This is a genomic window from Caballeronia grimmiae, assembly GCF_022879615.1.
In the GTDB taxonomy this organism is placed as follows: domain Bacteria; phylum Pseudomonadota; class Gammaproteobacteria; order Burkholderiales; family Burkholderiaceae; genus Caballeronia; species Caballeronia grimmiae.
Genome location: NZ_CP084272.1, coordinates 468,173 through 486,449 on the forward strand (window position 1 = coordinate 468,173; position 18,277 = coordinate 486,449).

Annotated in this window: 13 protein-coding genes; 1 reads left to right on the forward strand and 12 read right to left on the reverse strand. The window is 65.8% G+C overall.

Going from position 1 to position 18,277, the window contains the following annotated elements:
- Positions 1–96: 96 nt before the first annotated feature.
- The 8 genes from LDZ21_RS15780 to LDZ21_RS15815 all read right to left on the reverse strand — a co-directional run bounded on the left by LDZ21_RS15780 (position 97) and on the right by LDZ21_RS15815 (position 13,119).
- On the reverse strand, positions 97–4,686 hold the full coding sequence (locus LDZ21_RS15780; RefSeq protein WP_244795741.1) for a cellulose biosynthesis protein BcsC: 4,590 nt from the start codon (positions 4,684–4,686) through the stop codon (positions 97–99).
- Positions 4,680–5,813: a cellulose synthase complex periplasmic endoglucanase BcsZ gene (gene bcsZ, locus LDZ21_RS15785; protein WP_244795742.1), complete on the reverse strand. Its 1,134-nt coding sequence runs from the start codon at positions 5,811–5,813 to the stop codon at positions 4,680–4,682. Before bcsZ ends, LDZ21_RS15780 begins: the two co-directional genes overlap by 7 nt.
- Position 5,814: 1 nt before the next feature.
- Positions 5,815–8,196, reverse strand: a complete 2,382-nt coding sequence (gene bcsB, locus LDZ21_RS15790; protein WP_244795743.1) for a cellulose biosynthesis cyclic di-GMP-binding regulatory protein BcsB — start codon at positions 8,194–8,196, stop codon at positions 5,815–5,817.
- The gene (gene bcsA, locus LDZ21_RS15795; protein ID WP_244795873.1) at positions 8,196–10,460 is read right to left on the reverse strand and encodes a UDP-forming cellulose synthase catalytic subunit; all 2,265 of its coding nucleotides are present in this window, start codon (positions 10,458–10,460) and stop codon (positions 8,196–8,198) included. The genes bcsB and bcsA overlap by 1 nt, the downstream gene beginning before the upstream one ends.
- The gene (gene bcsQ, locus LDZ21_RS15800) at positions 10,409–11,194 is read right to left on the reverse strand and encodes a cellulose biosynthesis protein BcsQ (RefSeq protein ID WP_244795744.1); all 786 of its coding nucleotides are present in this window, start codon (positions 11,192–11,194) and stop codon (positions 10,409–10,411) included. The genes bcsA and bcsQ overlap by 52 nt, the downstream gene beginning before the upstream one ends.
- Positions 11,191–11,799: a cellulose biosynthesis protein BcsP gene (gene bcsP / locus LDZ21_RS15805; RefSeq protein ID WP_244795745.1), complete on the reverse strand. Its 609-nt coding sequence runs from the start codon at positions 11,797–11,799 to the stop codon at positions 11,191–11,193. The genes bcsQ and bcsP overlap by 4 nt, the downstream gene beginning before the upstream one ends.
- 125 nt (positions 11,800–11,924) lie before the next feature.
- On the reverse strand, positions 11,925–12,389 hold the full coding sequence (gene bcsD / locus LDZ21_RS15810) for a cellulose biosynthesis protein BcsD (protein ID WP_244795746.1): 465 nt from the start codon (positions 12,387–12,389) through the stop codon (positions 11,925–11,927).
- 532 nt (positions 12,390–12,921) lie between these two features.
- On the reverse strand, positions 12,922–13,119 hold the full coding sequence (locus tag LDZ21_RS15815; RefSeq protein WP_035964659.1) for a hypothetical protein: 198 nt from the start codon (positions 13,117–13,119) through the stop codon (positions 12,922–12,924).
- A 439-nt stretch (positions 13,120–13,558) separates the two neighbouring features.
- On the opposite strand from LDZ21_RS15815, the gene LDZ21_RS15820 reads away from it, so the two are divergent.
- Positions 13,559–14,173 (forward strand): NAD(P)-dependent oxidoreductase, encoded by a 615-nt coding sequence (locus LDZ21_RS15820; protein WP_244795747.1) that lies wholly within the window; start codon positions 13,559–13,561, stop codon positions 14,171–14,173.
- On the opposite strand, the gene LDZ21_RS15825 is transcribed toward LDZ21_RS15820, so the two are convergent.
- The 4 genes from LDZ21_RS15825 to LDZ21_RS15840 form a co-directional block, all read right to left on the reverse strand.
- On the reverse strand, positions 14,174–14,638 hold the full coding sequence (locus LDZ21_RS15825) for a DUF3331 domain-containing protein (protein WP_035964645.1): 465 nt from the start codon (positions 14,636–14,638) through the stop codon (positions 14,174–14,176). It abuts the gene before it with no gap.
- A 332-nt stretch (positions 14,639–14,970) separates the two neighbouring features.
- Positions 14,971–15,810: an ABC transporter permease gene (locus LDZ21_RS15830; RefSeq protein ID WP_244795748.1), complete on the reverse strand. Its 840-nt coding sequence runs from the start codon at positions 15,808–15,810 to the stop codon at positions 14,971–14,973.
- 5 nt (positions 15,811–15,815) lie between these two features.
- Positions 15,816–17,087, reverse strand: a complete 1,272-nt coding sequence (locus tag LDZ21_RS15835; RefSeq protein ID WP_244795749.1) for an ABC transporter permease — start codon at positions 17,085–17,087, stop codon at positions 15,816–15,818.
- A gap of 78 nt (positions 17,088–17,165) precedes the next feature.
- Positions 17,166–18,209, reverse strand: coding sequence for an ABC transporter substrate-binding protein (locus LDZ21_RS15840; RefSeq protein ID WP_244795750.1), 1,044 nt, complete (start codon positions 18,207–18,209; stop codon positions 17,166–17,168).
- Between the last annotated feature and the right edge of the window lie 68 nt (positions 18,210–18,277).

The window sequence follows — 18,277 nt, forward strand, 5'->3', positions numbered from 1 at the left end:
GCGTTCCCGCGAAAGCGCCATAGCCGGCATGAGGCTTTTCAGCGAGGCAACGCCGTAGACAAACGACCGCCCGCGCATCGTCAGAACGACGCCCGCTCAGTTCGCCAGCGACAGATACGGCGAACTGAACGCCTGCGGCGGAAATAGCGGCTGCACGTTGCCTTGCCGGTTGAAGCTGTATCGCACGTACACCGCCGCCAGCCATTCCCGATACTGATACGCGTTTCCGAACGAAGCCGTCGCGCCGAACGCCAGTTGCGGCGCGAGCTGATACTCGCCGGTCGCGCTCAACGAGTACGACACGCCCGTCTTGCTCTGGCCGGGATACACCGCGCCGGCATCGGGAACCGTCGATGACCCCGCTGCGTTCTGCTGCCGCTGGCTATCGGTCGGGAAGTAGCTCGACGCATCCTGCCGGTAATGCTGCACGCCGACCGATCCCTTTACATCGTAGGTGAAAAGGCCCGTGCGTCCCATGTATTCGACAGGGAAGTTGAGGATCACGTACTGCTGCGGGCTGAAATAGCCGCCCTGACCGTACGTGAAATACGACAGGTTCTTGTCGTAGTGCATGAGCGTCGTGTTCGCGCCGACAGTCAGCGTCTGGTCCGGGTCCTTCAACAGCCGCGTGTAGATGCCGCCGCCGCCTTTCTCCGCCGTATTCGACGCGACGTTTCGGCCATCCAGATACTGGAACGCCGCATTGACATAGACGCCGCTCGTGCCGTCGTCCCAGCCGAGGTCCGCGCGCGCGCCGCTCGACGTCACGCCGCCCCATTCGAGGCCTTGGCCGGCATCGCGTGCGCCGGCGTAGGAGAGCAGGCTGTCGGTGACGGCGCGGCGGGCGACGGCGAGCGAATACGATACCTTGTCGCTGATCGCGTTCTGATACTGCACCCCGCCGACGATGTTCGTCTCGCGGAAGCCGAGCGGCGTCGTGCCGATATCGCCCTTGAAATGGCGATTCTCGTAGCCGACCGACAGGCCGACGCCCGTCGCCGTCTGCGAGCCGTATCGATTGGCGACCGGCGTCGTCGTCGCGTCTTGTCCCGAGCCGAAGCGCGCGAGCGTCTGCTGCGTGCTCTCGGCGGTGCCGGCATCGAGCGTGACGGGCGTCGCGCGCACGATCACGTGTCCGTTGCCCGCCTTGATGCGGCCTTCGACGGGCGCTTCGATATCGGTCAGATTCGACAGGCCGTTTTCGCCATCGCGATTGCGGAAGACGATGCCGCCCGAGATCGTGCTCGCCTGCTCGCGGTTGATCGCGGCCAGTTCTTCGGCGACGCCGGCCGTCTGCGAACTGACGATGCTTGCCGCGCCGCCCGCGCTCACCGCTGCGGCGGACGCGGCGCGCTGCGATTGCGCCGGATAGTAGGGCTGCGCGTAGCCCGCAGGCGGCTGCGGAATGTAGGGCTGCTGCGCGTACTGCTGCGGATAAGCCTGTTGAGCGTAAGGCTGCGCATACGGCTGTTGCTGCGCGTATTGAGGCGGCGCGTATTGAGGCGGCACATGTTGAGGCGGCGCGTATGGCTGCTGTCCATACGGCGCCTGCGCAGGATAAGCCGATGCCGCCGCCGTCTTGCGCGATGCCGCCCGCTTCGAAGCCGGAGCAGCGGCGGTTGCATATCCGCCCGTTTTCGCCTGACGCGCCGCAGGCGACATCGGCCACGGCGACGTCGCGTAAGGGTCGGCCGCGCCGTAGGCCGCTTGCTGCTGCGGATACGGCGGATACGCATCCGGCTGCGGGTACGCCTGCGCCGGATAAGCGCCCGGCTCTTGCCCAGGATACGGTTGCAGCGGCGCGGCCGGCTGCGCGTAGCCGGCGTTGTCCGGAGCATAGCCGCTGTTCGCCGCCGGGCGCGGCCCGCCCGACTGCGCGGAGCCATAGGCATCCGGGCCATATCCGCCGCTTGCCGCTGAGCGCGGTGCGCCATAGGGTTGAGGCGCCACGTAAGGCACGGAATAGGGCGCGGGCTGCGCAGGCGGCGGCAGATAAGTCGGCACTGGTGTCGAATAGGACGAGTTGAACGAGTTGAACGAGTTGGACGGACCGAAATCGGCTTGCGCATTTCCCGAGCCCGCCGTTCCGACGGCCGTCTTCCCCTCGAACGGATTGGTCCCCGGAAGCGGCGTCGAGCCGATGCGATTCATCGCGGCCTGCCAGTCGCGCGGAACGTTGCCGCGCCTTTCCGCGCCGCCAGCGACGGACGGACTGGCCGCAACCAGCGACCGCTGCAAGAACTGTGCGGCGAGATCCAGCTTGCCTTCTGCTCGATACATCCGCCCGATAGCGGCGAGCAGCGCGGGATCGTTCGGCGCGGCGGCGATGGCCTGCTTCGCCATCGATTCCGACAGCCGGAAATCGCGCACGCCGGACGCTGCCGATATCGCGGCGCTCTGCAAACCGATGTCGTCCGGACGGCGGGCGAGCGCCGCGCGATAGCACGCGAGCGCGTTGCGGTCATCGCCGGCGGAGGTGTACATGCGGCCCAGCGCCGCCTGCAGGTCCGCGTCGTCGGGCATCGCGGCGAGCCACGGCGCGATCACGTCATAAGCGCCCGCCAGATCGCCGCGCGTGCGCACCGCGTCCGCCTGCGCGATCACGATACCCACGTTCAGGTCGTTGAAATCGGCGCGCTGCTGCGTGGTCAGCGGCATTGACTGGAGACGCCGCATCACGGAGCCAAGCTCGGCGCTTTGCTGCGTCGATGAAAGGATGCCCGCGTATTGCAGCAGCAGGCCCGGATCGTTCGGCGCACTGGCAATCGCCCCGCGCATGAGCGCGAGTCCACGCGATGCATCGCCCGCCTTCAGATACGCCGACGCGACCGCGCCCGTCAGTTCCGCGCTGCCTGCGGCGAGCGGCTCCGCGCGCTGCAAAATGGCGATCGACTGGGCGCGCTGGCCCGCGTTGGCGACGCGCGTCGCGAGTTCGGCCTGCTGATGCACCCACAGTCGATGCTGCAACGCCGTCATCGCCGGCGTGCGCTGCGCGGCGGGGACGCGTTCCAGTTGCGCGAGCCCCGTCGACCAGTCCTGCGTTTCGGCGGCGAGGAGGGCGCTGGCGTACAGCGCATCGGTCATCTCGGGGTGGGCTGCGACGAGGCCGTCCATCATGCTGCGCGCATTGCCGACCGCGCCCTGCCGCACATAGATGCGCGCCAGGTCGAGGCGCAGCCACGGATCGTCGGGCAGGTTGAGCAGCGCGTCTTCGAAGAGGCTGCGGGCCGCGCCGAGATCGCCGCGCGCTTCGGCGGTGCGCGCCTGGGCCGCCTGCGCTTCGCCGCGAAGGGTGTTGATGCCGCCCGCTTTCGCCTGCTGTTCCGCGTTCAGCCGATTCGCGAATTCGAGCGCTTCGTCGCCCCGTCCTTGCGCGGCCAGCGCGCCGACGAGCCCGCGAATCGCGTCGGGATTGTCGGCCTGACGGCGCAGCGCCATGCGAAACGCCGCTTCCGCGCCGCGCGGATCGCCATTGTTGAGCAGCATGTCGCCGAGCAGGGTTTGCGCGGTGACATCGGACGGATTCACGGCGATGGCGCGCTCGAACAACGCCTTCGCCTTCGCGATTTCACCGTTGCTGCGCGCGCCGATGCCATCGCTCGTATAGGTCCAGTAGGTCGCGCTGGTGAGCGCGTCTTTCCAGCGCGCGGCGTTGCCGGCACGCGATGCCCGTTCGAGATACGTACGCGCCTCCGCGAAGCGCTCCTGCTTCAGCGCGACGACACCGAGGCCGCCGAGCGCGTCGGCATCGTTCGGGTCGCCCGCCAGCACCGACGAAAAGCGCGCCTGCGCCGCGACGAGATCGCCGCGATCGAGCGCCGCGAAGCCATCGGCGACGGCGCGGCCGCGCGCATCGACGGCGGCGTCCGCCTGCGCGCGGTCGCGGGCGGCCTTGTCCTGCTGCACCATCGCATCGAAGCGGGCCTTCACGGCGGCGTCATCGGGCGCGGTCTGGAGATACGCCTGAAACAGCGGCGCATCCGATGCCCGCGCGCCCAGCCACAACAACGCCTGCCGCCAGCTCGTTTTCGCCTGCGCACCGACGGCGCCGTCGCCCGCCAGCTTCGCGAGCCGCGCGATACCGTCGCGGCGCGTCGCATCGCGATAAGTCAAATGCTGCGCGTAGGCGAGGGCGTAGCGCGGATCGTCGGCGTTCTGGCGCGCGAGCTGTTCGAGGCCGCGACGCGCCTCGTCCCAGCCCTGCGGCGTCGCGGCGAGCGCCTGGTAATACTCGAGCTGGAGCGCGGGCGTCGCGGGCTTGCCGTCGATCGCGCGCCGGTATTCCTGCACCGCCGACGCGCTTTGTCCGCTTTGCGCGAGACGGCGGGCGTCGTTGACGCTCTGATCGCGCGGGCTGGATTCGCCGAGCCTCGCGCCGAGTTCGTCGATGCTCGGATAGTTCGGCGCAACCTGCCGCAATTGCGCGAGATATTGCTGCGCGCCGCTGCCGTCCTTGCGATCCGCCAGCACCATGCCCATGCCGAAGAGCGCGTCGGGCTGCTTCGGATTGATGCGCAGCACTTTCTGCCACGCCTGCTCGGCGAGATCGCCCCGCTTGTGCGCCTGCCAGTACTTGCCCTGATCGACGAGCACCGTCAGCGGATCGGCGCTAGCCTGCGCGAATGCCCATGCGGGCGCGGCGCAGAGCATCGCCGCGATGGCGCGCTTTCTCGTGCGGATCAGCATGCGCTTCTCCAGTTCGGCACGAGGCGGCCGTTGGCGTCGAAGCGGTATCGCCCGTCGATGAAGCCGCCGCCGAACAGCCCGAGCACGCGGTCGTAATAGACCGGCTCCTGTCCGCCGTTCAGCGCGTCGAGATGGGCGCGCGCGAGGCTGAGACTTCGCTCGTCGTTCAGCGCCCTGAAATACGGCGCCAGCGCGCCCCAATAAGATAGCGGGCCTTCGCCGCTGGCCGCGCCGGTCGTCGACGAAACCTTCTCGGGCGGAAAGCCCGTCTTCGCCACGCTTTGACGCATGCCCGAAAGCGCGTCGAGCCAGGGCCGGGAAAGCGGATCGCTGCTCGCGGCAAGGCCGGCCCACAAATAAACGCGGATGGCGTCGTAACTGCCGATATCCCTGCTCTTCGGATCGACGACGAACTGGCCATTGCGATACGCCGCCCAATCCGGCGCGTAGCCGCGCGGCGACGTGATCCTGACGAGGCGGGCGGCGTTTTGCGCGAGCTTCGTCCACGGGCCGTCGGGCATCTCGTGGGCGAGGCCGCGCAACAGCGGCAGGGGCAGATAGCTCGGATTCAGCCGCGTCACGCCGTCCGCGCTGAAGCCTTGCGGACCGGGCAGGAGCATCGGCCCAAGACCGGGCAGATCGGCGACTTCCTGCTTCACGACCTGCGCCGCGAGCGCGCGGCCGAGCCGCGTGTAGGCCGGCTCGTTCCACAAGCGGCCCGCTTGCAGCAGGTCATAGGCGATCCACAGATCGGCGTCGGAGGCCGCGTTCGGGTCCATCACGCCGAACGAGCCATCGGCCTTGCGGCCCCATTGCCACGCGGGCAAACGGATGTCGTTCGCGTCGAAGCGACCGGCGGCGAGGTTGGCGCGCGTCCAGCCGAGCAGGCGGTCGAAACTCGCGCGGTCGTTGGCCACGAGCGCGAAGAACATGCCGTACGACTGGCCTTCGGACGTCGTCTGCTGCGCGTCGGTGGAGCGGTCGACGACGCGGCCATCGGCCTGCACGACGCGCTCGACGAACTGCCGATACGCGGGCCAGTCGCACGACTGCGCAGCGTTGGCAGGCGACGCCGCGCCCACTGCGACGACCGCGCCCGCCGCGAGCCGAACGAGAACCTCACGCATATCAATCCCTCAGACGGCGCGCCGCGAGCGAACGCAGCGCGCGGTAGAACAGCGCAGCGATGATCAACGCGGCGATCACCGCGGAGAACACGAGCAACAGCGGATGCGCGGACAGCGCCCAGCGCATGTAATGCATCGGCGAAAGATGGCCGACGTAATACGCCTCGCCGTTCGACGTCACCGTGACCGTGCGGCCGTGGATGACAGCCATCGCGCCTTGAATGGACGGCAGCAGGTCGTTGTCCAGCAACGCGGCGGACAGGTCCGCATCCGATTGCCCCGCCGCGCTGATGAGCGCCACCGCGCTGCGCCCGCTCTGCAGCGGCGATTCGAAGCCGGTCAAGAGCGCGTCGCCGTTCGCGCTGACGAGCGACAAATCCGCGCGTGCCGGCGAGCGTTCCGGCCCGTCTTCCCCATGCCACCAGTCGACGACCTTGAACGCCACGTCGCTCAACTGAAAAGTGCGCGCGTCGCCGTCGCTCGAAAACGGCATCTGCTTCGCCCAGCGTTGCAAGAGCGGCTGGCGGCCCGGCGCGCCGAGAATCAGCAGGTCCTTGTCGGCGAAACGGTCGACATCGTTCGCGTTCGTCACGGTGACGCCCGTCACCGGATAGCCCGTCGACGCTCCCATGCGACCCATTTCCAGCAGATACAGGCTGTAGTCGGCGGAGTTCGGGTCGTTCGGCAGCACGACCGCCGTCTGCGACAAATCCGCGAGGCGCGTGAACGGAAAGCCGCCGTTGGCGAACGCGGCGAGGTCGGGCAGCGCCATGTAATGCGGAAAGCCGGACAGGTCGATGGTCGAATTCGGATCGATCGCGCCGACGACGTTATCGAGCACGCGGCCCTGACATTCGCCGGTCTTCGGGATGTCGTAATAAAAGTGCAGGCGCAACTGCGCTCGCGGCGTGATCAGCAGCGGCGGCAAGTAAATCTGGCGGCGCGCGGCGGCGGTCCGGTCAGGCAGCACGCGGCTGAAATAGTGCGCGAGATCGAACGTCGATGCCGACACCGCCGGAATCCGCAGCGACTGCACGAAACCGTCGTTCACGCTGATGTTGAGCGACGAGCGATCCGGCGCGGGCCGCACCGTGTAGCGATAAGCCAGGTCGATGGGCACGCCCTTGGTCTGCCACATGAAGAGATCGGGCGGCACGCGCAGGTTCACGCGCACCGCGTCGGCGTCGTAGCCGTTGGCGGTCAGATCGCGCGCTTCGGCCAGTTCGCCGAAGCGCACCGGGCGGTCGGTGCGCAGCCAGTTCGGCGCGTCGTAGGGGCGGCGCGGCTGCAAATCGTTGAACTGCGTGATCGTCGCGCTCGCACCCGACAGCGTGTTCTGCCCGACGCCGAGCGCCTTCGCGGCGATCTTCAGTTCCTTGTCGTCGCGGCCGAGCACGAGAAGCAGGCGGCCGCGTGCGGCGGCATCGCGTTCGACGACCGCGATCGTCGGACCGGAAACCGGCGGGATATCGACGCCCGGCAGCTTCGCATCGCCGAGGGCGAACACGACGGCATTCCCGGCAAGCGGCACGGCGTCCGTTTGCGCGGGAAAGACCGCGCCGCGATAGCCCGCGAGCGACCCGAAATACGACGCCACCATGCCCGCCGCCTCCAGTTCGCCGAGGCCCGGCTTGCCCGCGAACACGAAGGGCAGTTCGAGCCGGCGCACGTCGCGCCGGTCGAAGAACGGCTGCGGCAACGCGGCGAGATCGGGCTTGCTCGCAATCGACGCATACGTGAGATCGAGCGAACTGGAATTGCTGACCGTCGCCCAAAGCGTCGAATTGGACGGGTCTTCGCACTGCTGCGTGTAGTGCCCGATCAACTGCACGTTCAGGTGATTGAACTCGGTGATGAAGCGCGGATCGATCGCCACGTCGCGGGCGACGAGCGTGCCGGCCTGCTCGCGCGGCACCGGCAGTGTCGCGGCCACTTCGCCGTTGACGAGCACCTTCAGTTGAGAAATCGCTGCCAGCAGCGACGGCGAATAGCTGTAGATCAGATGCAGCACCGCGCCGGTCACGACTTCGTCGCCGCGCACCGAGAACGCGATGCCGTTCTGGCCGTCCGTGCCGCGCAATTGCAGCGGATCGAGCGCTCCATAGTCGGCGAAGGTGAGCGTCTGGCGGCGTCCGCCGGGGACGAGCATGCCGGGATCGGCGGTCGTCGGCACGCGCGAGGCGAGCGGCTTGTCGGGCTTGCCGGAGAACGCGGGCACCGGCGCCGCGAGCGCGGGCTGCGCGATGGTGTTGGGGTTATAGACGACGGCCGGGCCCGGCGCGACGTCGGCCGCCCCCGCGACCGGCACGCCCAGCGCCATAGCCAATGCAAACGCGCATGCCACTGCGCCGCCGAGACGCGGCCTCGATGATCCCTTGCTCATTATTGATCTTTGGTCGTCAGCTTCTTCGCGTCGACCGGCGTCTTGCTCGTCCAGGTCCGAAGGTCGCTGTACAGGTGCTCGAAAAGGCCGGCGATGCCGCGCGTGCCGACCAGCAGCACGTGCGACAGGCCGCGCAGCGGGGTATCGGCGAGGCGGCCTTCGGACCAGCCGGTCCAGGCATCCGCGCGCGCGAACGTCGTTTTGACGAAGTCGTATTCCTGCTCGCGCGTGAGCTGCAAAAAGCGCAGGCCGACGCGCCCCGGCTCGCTGAAACCCACGGTCGCGGGGAACGCGAATTCCTCGTCGCCGCGAAAGAGCGAGACGGTGACGCGCTCGTGCAGCGGCACGGCGATGCTGTTCGGCAGCTTCACGCCGACGCCGCCTTCCGAATAGTCGATGGTCTCGCAAGCGAGCGTGCGCCCCGTCGCGAACTTAAGCATCACCGGCATTTTCATGGTCACGCGATGCGTCGACCGCACTTGGCGCTGCTCGCTCGCCGCCGCCACCGACGCGCCCAGAATCAGCATGTTGTAGACGGTCCAGCAGAGGTTAAGCACGGTCGTCTGCACTTCGCTGCGCACGTGCCAGTTCAGGCCGATATGCACCGCGCCCGCGATGAAGCCGAGCAGGTTCAGCAACAGGAGGAACAGATACGGGCGCGAGATCGACCAGTCGAAGTAAGCCTTCGCGATCTGTCCGCCCTTCGCGGTCACGTTGAACTTGCCGAGCTTCGGGTTGATGACCGCGAGCAGCGTCGGCGCGGTGATGTACGACGCCAGCACCGACTCGTACACTTCGGCCCAGAATGAATGGCGGAACGACCGCTGCATCCGCGAATTGGTGATGCTCGCGTGCATCATGTGCGGCAGCGCGAAGATGGCGATCGTGCTCGCCGCCGCTTCGATCACGTGCGCGCCGAAGAACAGATACGACAGCGGCGCGGTCAGAAAGACGAGACGCGGCACGCCATAGAAGAAGTGCAGCATGCCGTTCAGATAACACAGCCGCTGACCGATCTTGAGACCCTTGCCCGTGAGCGGATTGTCGATGCGGAAAATCTGCGTCATGCCGCGCGCCCAGCGGATGCGCTGACCGATGTGTCCCGACAGGCTCTCCGTCGCGAGCCCGGCGGCTTGCGGAATCCCGAGATACGCGGTCGTATAGCCCAGCCGATGCAGCTTAAGCGCGGTATGCGCGTCCTCGGTGACGGTTTCCACCGCGATCCCGCCGATCTCTTTGACCATCGAGCGGCGCAGCACCGCGCACGAGCCGCAGAAGAACGTCGCGTTCCATAGGTCGTTGCCGTCCTGCACGAGGCCATAGAACAGTTCGCCCTCGTTCGGCACCTTGCGGAACGTGCCGAGATTGCGCTCGAACGGATCGGGAGAGAAGAAGTGATGCGGCGTCTGCAGCATCGAAAGCAGCTTGTCGCGTAGAAACCAGCCGAGGCAGATTTGCAGGAACGAGCGCGTCGGGATGTGATCGCAGTCGAAGATCGCGAGGTACTCGCCATTCGTGATCTTGAGCGCCTCGTTGATGTTGCCCGCCTTCGCGTGGCGGTTATGCGTGCGGATCGTCCAGTTGACGCCGACTTCCTCGCAGAACGCCTTGAACTCGGGGCGGCGGCCGTCGTCGAGCACGTGGATCGCGAGCTTGTCGGTCGGATAGTCGAGCGCGAGCGCCGCGTAGATCGTCGGCTTCACGACGGAAAGCGGCTCGTTGTACGTCGGGATGAAGACATCGACCGTCGGCCACGCGCTGCGATCGGCGGGCAAGGGCAGCGGCTTGCGCTTGAGCGGCCACGCGGTCTGGAAGTAGCCGAGCATCAGCACGAGCGTCGCGTAGACTTCGGCGGTGACGAGCAAGAGGCCCCACGCGGCGTCGAGCGGGCGCTCCCAGTACGTCGTTTCGGTGAGCCGCCAATACATGTAGCGGCCCGAGGCCGTCACCGACAGCATGATCATCACGAGCGTCGCATACTGGCCCTGTAAGCGGCGGAAGCCGAGCGCGCAGACGAAGCAGATCGTTGCGAACGCGAGTTGCTGGCCGAACGCGAGCGGCACCGTCACGACGAAGTACAGCGCGAACGCGGCGAAAAGCGTCAGCGCGGCGACCACGATCCGGCTGCTCCAGATCCCCGCATCGACGATCCGTTCGAGCCGCGACGTCGCGACGCTGACCTCCGTTTCCTGCGATGGAATCTTCGCCGATCTCATGCGACGTTCCTTGAAGGCGCGATCGCGTCGATGGCGGCGAGCAGCCAGTCGCCGCACGCGCGCAGATCGGCGGCGGCTTGCGAGAGCGGATCGTAGTGGATCAGTGTCGTGTCGCACGCGAGCGATTCCGCGATGCCTTCGTCCTGATGGATCACGCCCGGAAAGAGCTTCGAGCCGAGCATGTCGCGCAGCACCTTGAGCACGTCCTTGCTCAACTGACGCGATTGATCCACCTGATTCACGACATAGCCCTGACCGGCGAAGTCCCTGCGCGGCGCGGCGTACGCGTCGATCATGCGCTCCATGCCGGGAATCGCGGCGTAGGAGGCCGCGTCCGCAAGCACGACGTTCAGCGCGAAATGGGCCGCCGTCAGCGCGGTGCGCGTGTAGACGGAGGAGCCGGGCGGGGTATCGACGATGACGATATCGTTTGCGTCGAGCGCAAGAGAATTGAGCGAGCGCGCGAGCCAGGCCGGATCGCTGTCGACGAGCGTTTCGAAGCGGCGGCGATCGTCCTCGACGACCGCGCCGTAGGGCAGCACGGTGACGCCGTCGATGCCGTCGAACATCACCGTTTGCCACGGACTCTGGCTGAGCGTGGCGCGCGAGATGCCGTCGATGCTGTCGAGCGGAATCCCGAAATGCAGGCGCAGGGCGTTCTGCGGATCGAGATCGAGCACGATCACGCGGCGATTGCGCGACGCCAGCACCGAGGCCAGATTGGCGGCGAGCGTCGTCTTGCCGACGCCGCCCTTCGCGGATACGACGGTGACGACTTTCATGAGCGTGAGCCGCCGTTGCGCAGGCGGTGAAACAGCGCGGGGAGCGAGTCGTCGGAGGCGGCTTGCGCGGCGGGCGCGGGCTGGAAGAGCTTGCCGAGGATCGACGAAGCCGGGTTCGCGCGCGGCGTTTCGGCCTTCGGGATCGCCGGAGCGACGGCGGCTGCGGCCTTGTCGACGGCAGGTATCGCCGCAGGCGCGTTGCGCGCGTCGAGCCAGCCGGGGCGCGCGACGTTCAGCGACGCGGGAACGGCCGCTCGCACCGCCTCTTCCGGCGACGAAAACCGCGCGGCGCTCAGCGAATCGTGCGCGGCGGGCGGATTCACAGGCGGAATCGTCCGTCGATGAGACCGCGCGAAGAGCGGCGGCTTGCCCCGGCGAATTGGCGTGAGCGTGGGAGTGGTCGTCGGCGCGGCGTCCGATGGCCCGCGCGACTCGCGGCGCGCCGCGATCTCGGGAATCGCCGGCTGCGCGAAGTCGAGCGTGGCGAGCAGCGGCCAGCGGGTGCGAGCGTTCCTGGCCTCGTTCTCCCGGCCGATCTCCTGATATTCCCCTGCATTGCCGCCGAAGTGATCGAACAGCTTCTCGATGTCGCGCGAAGTATTCATGGATGCCGCATCCTCGTGATGCCCTGCTTCAAACGTGGCCAGTGCTGCGTGCTGCATTTTTTTCGCCGTCCGATGCTGAACGGTCGATGCCGCCAACGACGCGGCCCATCCTCGACAGCCGCTGCTCAGCTCGCGCCGTGCGCTAGCCGGAATTCGATGGCGGCGTCGCCGCCCGTCTCCCCGATGCCGCCGTGCTGCCGGACGGCCAGCCCTTCCGCGCCCAGCGCCGAGAGCCAATGCTGGTACGCGCCTTCCAGAAACGCGGGCGTCCACGCGAGGGCGCTTTCGCCGAACGCCCGAAGCGGCGCGCAGTAATGAACGATGCGCAGATGGTCGCGCGCGTCCGACAGCTCGACGAAACCCCAGTCCGCTTCGCGCCAGACTGCGTTCAGCGCATCGGCGAGGTCGGCCGTCGAGGCACATGGCGGCAGGGGCGACGCATCGGCAAAACGGTTGCCTACGCGATGCATCAGTTGACGCAGTTCTGCACCGCCGATCTGCGCCTCGAATTCATCCGCGAGCGACGACAGCAAGCCGCGCCACTGCCGGGATATCTGACGGTCGAGCAGGTAATCGAAAGGTGCGGCCATCGTGGTCGATTCGAATGCGCGCGCAAGGTGCGTGCAGGTTGTCCGGTGATTTTCGCCTTTGCTTATCTGACTGAAAGCAGACGTCGAATCCCTCTAATCCCAATAGTCGGTCAGGCGTTGCTTCTCGTCTGAAGTTAGCTCAGATCATTGGCTTCTGCCAAAGAGCAATAATCAGGACGATTAGCCAGTACGGCGATATACCGCTTGATTCGCGGCATTGATTTCGGTCTTTCAGGCGCCGTCTGCATGGACGAATGATGGACAGCAGCCGCGTCTTACTTCAGACGCGAGTCCGCGCTTAGCGGACGGCGAAGTGTACCATCGTGTTAATACAGTTCGGTAACGAATATTGACGCTTTTGTTTCTCTTGACTTTTTGTCGGTCAGAGCGACCGATGGCGATCTTTGATCTGCACGGCGATTATTGTTCTGATAATTGGTTCGCCGGCGCAGTGAAGAACGGTGAATGTCGCGACCGAAACTGGACAAAAAAGCGCCCCATCCGGGGCGCTTCGTATAAGAAATTCGAACGCTCAGGGGTTGGCGCGAACTGCGTCCCTGACAGCGTCCATCACGATGCCGTAATTGAGCGGGATGTCCAGCGAATCGGCGTAGTCGGCTTCATCGGCGGAATCTGCCTGAGCGGCGCCAAGCGGGATTGGCTCGTAGGCGGTTTCACCAGCCGGATTGTCGCGTCCTTCGATCGCACCCTGCAATTGCGGATTCTTCACGATTAACTCCTTCCGGTAATGGAGCGGCGAGGACCTGCAAGATAAACCAGTGTCATGACAAATTGACGACTTCGATTGAAACTCTTCGCGAAACGGATTGCGTTCGGCGCGCCGGGAATCGCCGTAATAACACGTTTCGACAAGAGTGCGGGGTCTCTAGTTTAACGGCGTCTTCCTTGCATCATGGTGTGCGGCGGATTATGGCCGGACGGGTTGGTTATTGGCGGGGACACTTAAAACCGGCTCGAAAATTGCGTTCCCGGAACCGGTCGCCGGTTCTGAAGGCGGCGGCATTGCCCGAACGATTCTCGCATTCGTCGATTCGTCGAAACGGAATCGGGCCATTCGATGCGGCGCCTCTGTGTTTTCGCTCTCTGTGTGAAGGAATTACCGCGCACGGAGTTGCACGTTTTGCGCCGCCAACGCCGGGAGGACATGCATGAGCAAGATTGCGATCATCGGCGCGACGGGCAATGCCGGCAGCCGATTGCTGGAGGAAGCGTTGCGCCGGGGACACACGGTAACGGCGCTGGCCCGCGATACATCCGCCCTGAACGCGCGCGACGGCGTGACCGCGCGCAACGTCGACGCGCTCGACATGGCCGCGCTCGCCGATGCGATCGCGGGTCACGACGCGGTGTTCAGCGCGACGCGCTTCGCCTCGGTGCCTGAAAGCGCGATCGTCGGAGCGGTGAAGCGCGCGGGCGTCGAACGTTTGCTGGTCGTCGGCGGCGCGGGAAGCCTGTACGTCGCGCCCGGCCGGCGCGTGCTCGATGCGCCGGGCTTTCCGCCGGCCTATCGCGAGGAGGCGACGGCGGGCGCGGCGTTCCTCGACGCGTTGCGCCGCGAGCGTGACGTGATGTGGACCTTCGTGTCGCCGTCGGCGGAATTCGTGGACGGCCCGCGCACGCGTAAATTCCGCGTTGGCGTCGACGAATTGCTAGTCGACGCCAACGGCAGAAGCTGGATCACGTTCGACGACTTCGCGATCGCGTTCCTCGACGCCTTCGAGCGCGGCGTACCGGTCAGGCAACGCTTCACGGTCGGCTACTGATCAGCCGTGGACGTCGGCTTCGACTTCCTCGTCTTGCGGCATTGCGGCGGCGAGGATCATCGCCGATGCGTTTTGCGGTTTGGGATCGCGCTGCGACGGGCGATACACCTGATCGCCGCGATGAATCGGCATCCCCGACAGGGAGCAGACGCCTTCCGTGTTGGCCGTCGTCGCGCGCCAGCCCTGATAGCCGTAATGGCAGGTGCCGGGATCAGACCAGTAGACGAGCGCGGTGGCGCTGCTCGGGCGCTCGATCACGCGCACGATGGCTTGAGGATAGGGCAGCCGGTCATTCGCAGGCTGCGGATGCGCCCGATTCCAGTCGCGCGTCAGACGGTCGACAAAGGCGCTCTCGGCGCGTGCGGTTCGTTGGGACGGAGCGATGCGGCCGGTCTCGGCGGGTATCGTTTCGAGCTGATGGACCGTTTGAGACCACGGATCGGCTCGCTTCGAAAGTGCTGTCATGGCATTTTTCCAGGCTTTGGCTCGACCTAGAACGTACGTCATTAAGCACATTCCGATAAATACGGCATCAGTGAAAACACTGTCCCGTTGACGCGAATAATCCCAATGGACGGTCAGATTTGCGCTTATGTCAATGCCGGATGCTTGCCGGGTAAGGCTTTGCGGCCTGTTTAAGTTTTGCCTACTCCGTCGGCAAAACAGAGCTTTGCTCGAATCTAGAAAGCGATAAGTAATTAGAAAGAAGGCAAATTCGAAAGAAGCGCCGCAGCGTTCAGTCGCTACCGCAATAAAACCGGGCTGCAACGACACGCGCGAAGCAGCCCGGCAGCACTTCACCCCGCCACGGCCCGAGCCGCCGCGCGACCGCGCAACCATTCGAGCGCCAGCAGCAGACTCGTCGAAAACACGATGAGAATCGTCGCCAGCGCGGCGATTGTCGGACTGATGTTTTCGCGGATGCCCGTGAACATCTGGCGCGGCAGCGTCGTCTGTTCCGCGCCGGCGAGAAAGAGCGTGACGACGACTTCGTCGAACGATGTCGCAAACGCGAACAGGGCGCCCGATATCACGCCCGGCGCGATCACCGGCAGCGTCACGCGAAAGAACGTCGTCAGCGGGTTCGCGCCGAGCGACTGGCTCGCGCGCACCAGGTTCGTGTTGAAGTTCTGCAGCGTCGCGGCGACCGTCGTCACCACGAACGGCACGCCGAGCGCCGCGTGCGCGAGAATCAGTCCGAAGTACGTGTTCGCGATGCCGAGCGGCGCGAAGAACAGATACATGCCGACGCCGACGACGATCACCGGCACGATCATCGGCGAGATGAGCACCGCCATCAGCAAGCCCTTGCCGGCAAAGTTCGCTTTCGTCAGCCCGACTGCGGCGAGCGTGCCGAGGATCGTCGCGACCAGCGTCGCCGATGGCGCGACGATGAAGCTGTTCTTCGCGGCCATGCGCCACTCATCCGACATGACGAGGTTGTGATACCAGCGCATCGAGAAGCCGGGAATCGGATAGACGAGGAAGGTGCTCGACGAGAACGACAGCGGCACGATGGCCAGCACCGGCAGGATCAGATACAGCAGCGTCAGCACGCACAGAATGCGCAACGCGAAGTACCAGATGCGCTCGATGGCGGACGTGTGCGGCGCGAACAGCGGTTTGGCGAGTTTCATCTCTGTTACCCCAGGCTCACGTTCGAGCGCGTGAAGCGCCCGTAGACGACGTACAGCACCAGCGTCGCGGCGAGCAGCAGCGCGCCGAGGGCGCAGGCCATGCCCCAGTTGATGGTCACGTTCGTGAAATAGGCGATGTAGTAGCTCACCATCTGGTCGTTCGGGCCGCCGAGCAGCGCCGGCGTGATGTAGTAGCCGATCGCCAGAATGAACACGAGCAGCACGCCCGCGCCGATGCCGGGATAAGTCTGCGGTACATACACGCGCCAGAACGCGGCGAACGGATGGCTGCCGAGCGATACCGCCGCGCGCTGATAAGTCGGCGGCACCGACTTCATCACGCTGTACAGCGGCAGAATCATGAAGGGCAGAAGAATGTGGGTCAGCGAGATATAGACGCCCACGCGGTTGAAGAGCAGCGCGAGCGGCGAGCCGATCAGCCCGCTGCCGATCAGCGCCTTGTTGATGAGCCCTTCGCTCTGCAGCAGTACGATCCACGCGGCGACGCGCACGAGCACCGAGGTCCAGAACGGTATCAGCACGAGGACCATCACGAGGTTCGCGCGGCGCGCGGGCAGCGTCGAGATCCAGTAGGCGAGCGGATAGCCGAGCAGCAGCGCGAACAGCGTCACCGCGAAGCCGATCACGAAGGTGCGCCCGAATACGTTGAGATAGATGGACTGGTCGGGATCGGCGTGGACGATGTTGCCGAATCCGTCCTGCTTATGATCGAGCGACGCCAGCAGATAGAACGGCGACAACCGGCTCGCGTTCTTCGCGATGACTTGCCAGTAGGCCGGATCGTTCCAGCGCTCGTCGATTTCGATGATCTTGGCGCGCAACTGCGGCGGCGCGAGCGGCTTGCCGTCGTCGCCGGTGAGCGGCATCGCGCGAGCGGTCTTCGCAACGAGCGAGCGATAGCCGGGAATCTCCGTGTTCAGGCGGCGGGCGAGCGCGCCCATCGAATCGCCGTCCTGGATCGCGGTCAGGTCTTGCGCGAGCGCGGCGTAGGCGGCATCGGGCGGCGCGGCCTTGCGGTCCCAGCCGGCGAGCGCCGCGCCGGTATGCGGCAACGCGTTCGCCACTTCGGGATTTTCGATGGCGCGCGTAAGCAACGCGCCGATCGGCACGACGAAGATCAGAAACAAAAAGATGGCGAGCGGCGCGATCAACGCAAGCGCCATCGCGCGTTTCTTGGCGTCGGCGAGCTTCAGCTCTTTTTTCAGGCGCGCGGTCGATTCGCCCGACTCGTCCACGGCGATCGTGATGGTGTTCACGCTGGTGTCTCCCTGCAACTTGGCGGTAACGAGGCCGCGCCTCACAGGAGGCGCGACCGTCGCACCGCAGTCAGCCACTTACTTCGATGCCCACGCCGAGAAGCGCTGTTCCAGTTCATCGCCGTGATCGGTCCAGAACGCCATGTCCTGCAACACCGCGTTCTTCGCGTTGGCCGGCGAGTTCGGCATATCGGCCTGCGTCTTCGCATCGAGCGCGGTGATCGCGGCCTTGTTCACCGGACCATAGGCGATGTGCTGCGCATACTCCTGCTGCGGCTTCTGCGATACCGAATACGCGATGTACTGCATCGCCACGTCCTTGTTCGGCGAGCCCTTCGGAATGGCCCAGTAGTCGAGGTCGTAGATGCTGCCGTTCCACACGACCTTGAGGTTCTTGCCCTCTTTGCGCGCGGCATCGATACGGCCGTTGTACGCGGTGGACATGACGACATCGCCCGCGACGAGGAATTGCGGCGGCTGTGCACCGGCCTCCCACCACTGGATGCTCGGCTTCAGCTCGTCCAGCTTCTTGAACGCGCGATCCGCGCCGGCCTTGGTCCCGAGCACCTTGTAGACATCCTTCGGCGCGACGCCGTCGGCCATCAGTGCGAATTCGAGGTTGTAGCGCGCACCCTTGCGCATGCCGCGCTTGCCGGGGAATTTCTTCGTGTCCCAGAAGTCAGCCCAGCTGGCCGGCGCGCTCTTGAGCTTGTCGGCGTTATAGGCGAGGGCCGTCGACCAGACGAAGAAACCGACGCCGCAGGTTTGCGGCGACTCGGGCACGAGCTCCGATTTCTTCGCGATCTTCGACCAGTCGAGCTTTTCGTACAGACCTTCGTCGCAGCCACGGCCGAGATCGCCCGATTCGACTTCGACCACGTCCCAGTTCACGTGCTTGGCTTCGACCATCGCCTTGACCTTGGCCTGCTCGCCGTTGTACTCGACCGCCGTGACCTTGTTGTTGGTCGCCTTCTCGAACGGCTGATTGAACGCGACCTTTTGCGCGTCGCCATTAGCCCCGCCGAAGTTGACGACGGTGAGGTCCGCCGCGAACGCGACCGATACGCTCGTCGCGCACACGAGCGCGGCGGCTCCCTTGGAACACAGTGCGAACTTCCTCATGGTGGTTTCCTCTGCTTGGTTTTATCAATTGACTGCGGAAAAGGGCATGCGCGCGGCACGCCGGGGAA

What these genes read in the sequence shown, in the direction of transcription:
- LDZ21_RS15780 (WP_244795741.1), bottom strand. Translation starts at nt 4,686, where the DNA reads ATGCTGATCCGCACGAGAAAGCGCGCCATCGCGGCGATGCTCTGCGCC.
- bcsZ (WP_244795742.1), bottom strand. Translation starts at nt 5,813, where the DNA reads ATGCGTGAGGTTCTCGTTCGGCTCGCGGCGGGCGCGGTCGTCGCAGTG.
- bcsB (WP_244795743.1), bottom strand. Translation starts at nt 8,196, where the DNA reads ATGAGCAAGGGATCATCGAGGCCGCGTCTCGGCGGCGCAGTGGCATGC.
- bcsQ (WP_244795744.1), bottom strand. Translation starts at nt 11,194, where the DNA reads ATGAAAGTCGTCACCGTCGTATCCGCGAAGGGCGGCGTCGGCAAGACG.
- bcsP (WP_244795745.1), bottom strand. Translation starts at nt 11,799, where the DNA reads ATGAATACTTCGCGCGACATCGAGAAGCTGTTCGATCACTTCGGCGGC.
- bcsD (WP_244795746.1), bottom strand. Translation starts at nt 12,389, where the DNA reads ATGGCCGCACCTTTCGATTACCTGCTCGACCGTCAGATATCCCGGCAG.
- LDZ21_RS15820 (WP_244795747.1), top strand. Translation starts at nt 13,559, where the DNA reads ATGAGCAAGATTGCGATCATCGGCGCGACGGGCAATGCCGGCAGCCGA.
- LDZ21_RS15825 (WP_035964645.1), bottom strand. Translation starts at nt 14,638, where the DNA reads ATGACAGCACTTTCGAAGCGAGCCGATCCGTGGTCTCAAACGGTCCAT.
- LDZ21_RS15830 (WP_244795748.1), bottom strand. Translation starts at nt 15,810, where the DNA reads ATGAAACTCGCCAAACCGCTGTTCGCGCCGCACACGTCCGCCATCGAG.
- LDZ21_RS15840 (WP_244795750.1), bottom strand. Translation starts at nt 18,209, where the DNA reads ATGAGGAAGTTCGCACTGTGTTCCAAGGGAGCCGCCGCGCTCGTGTGC.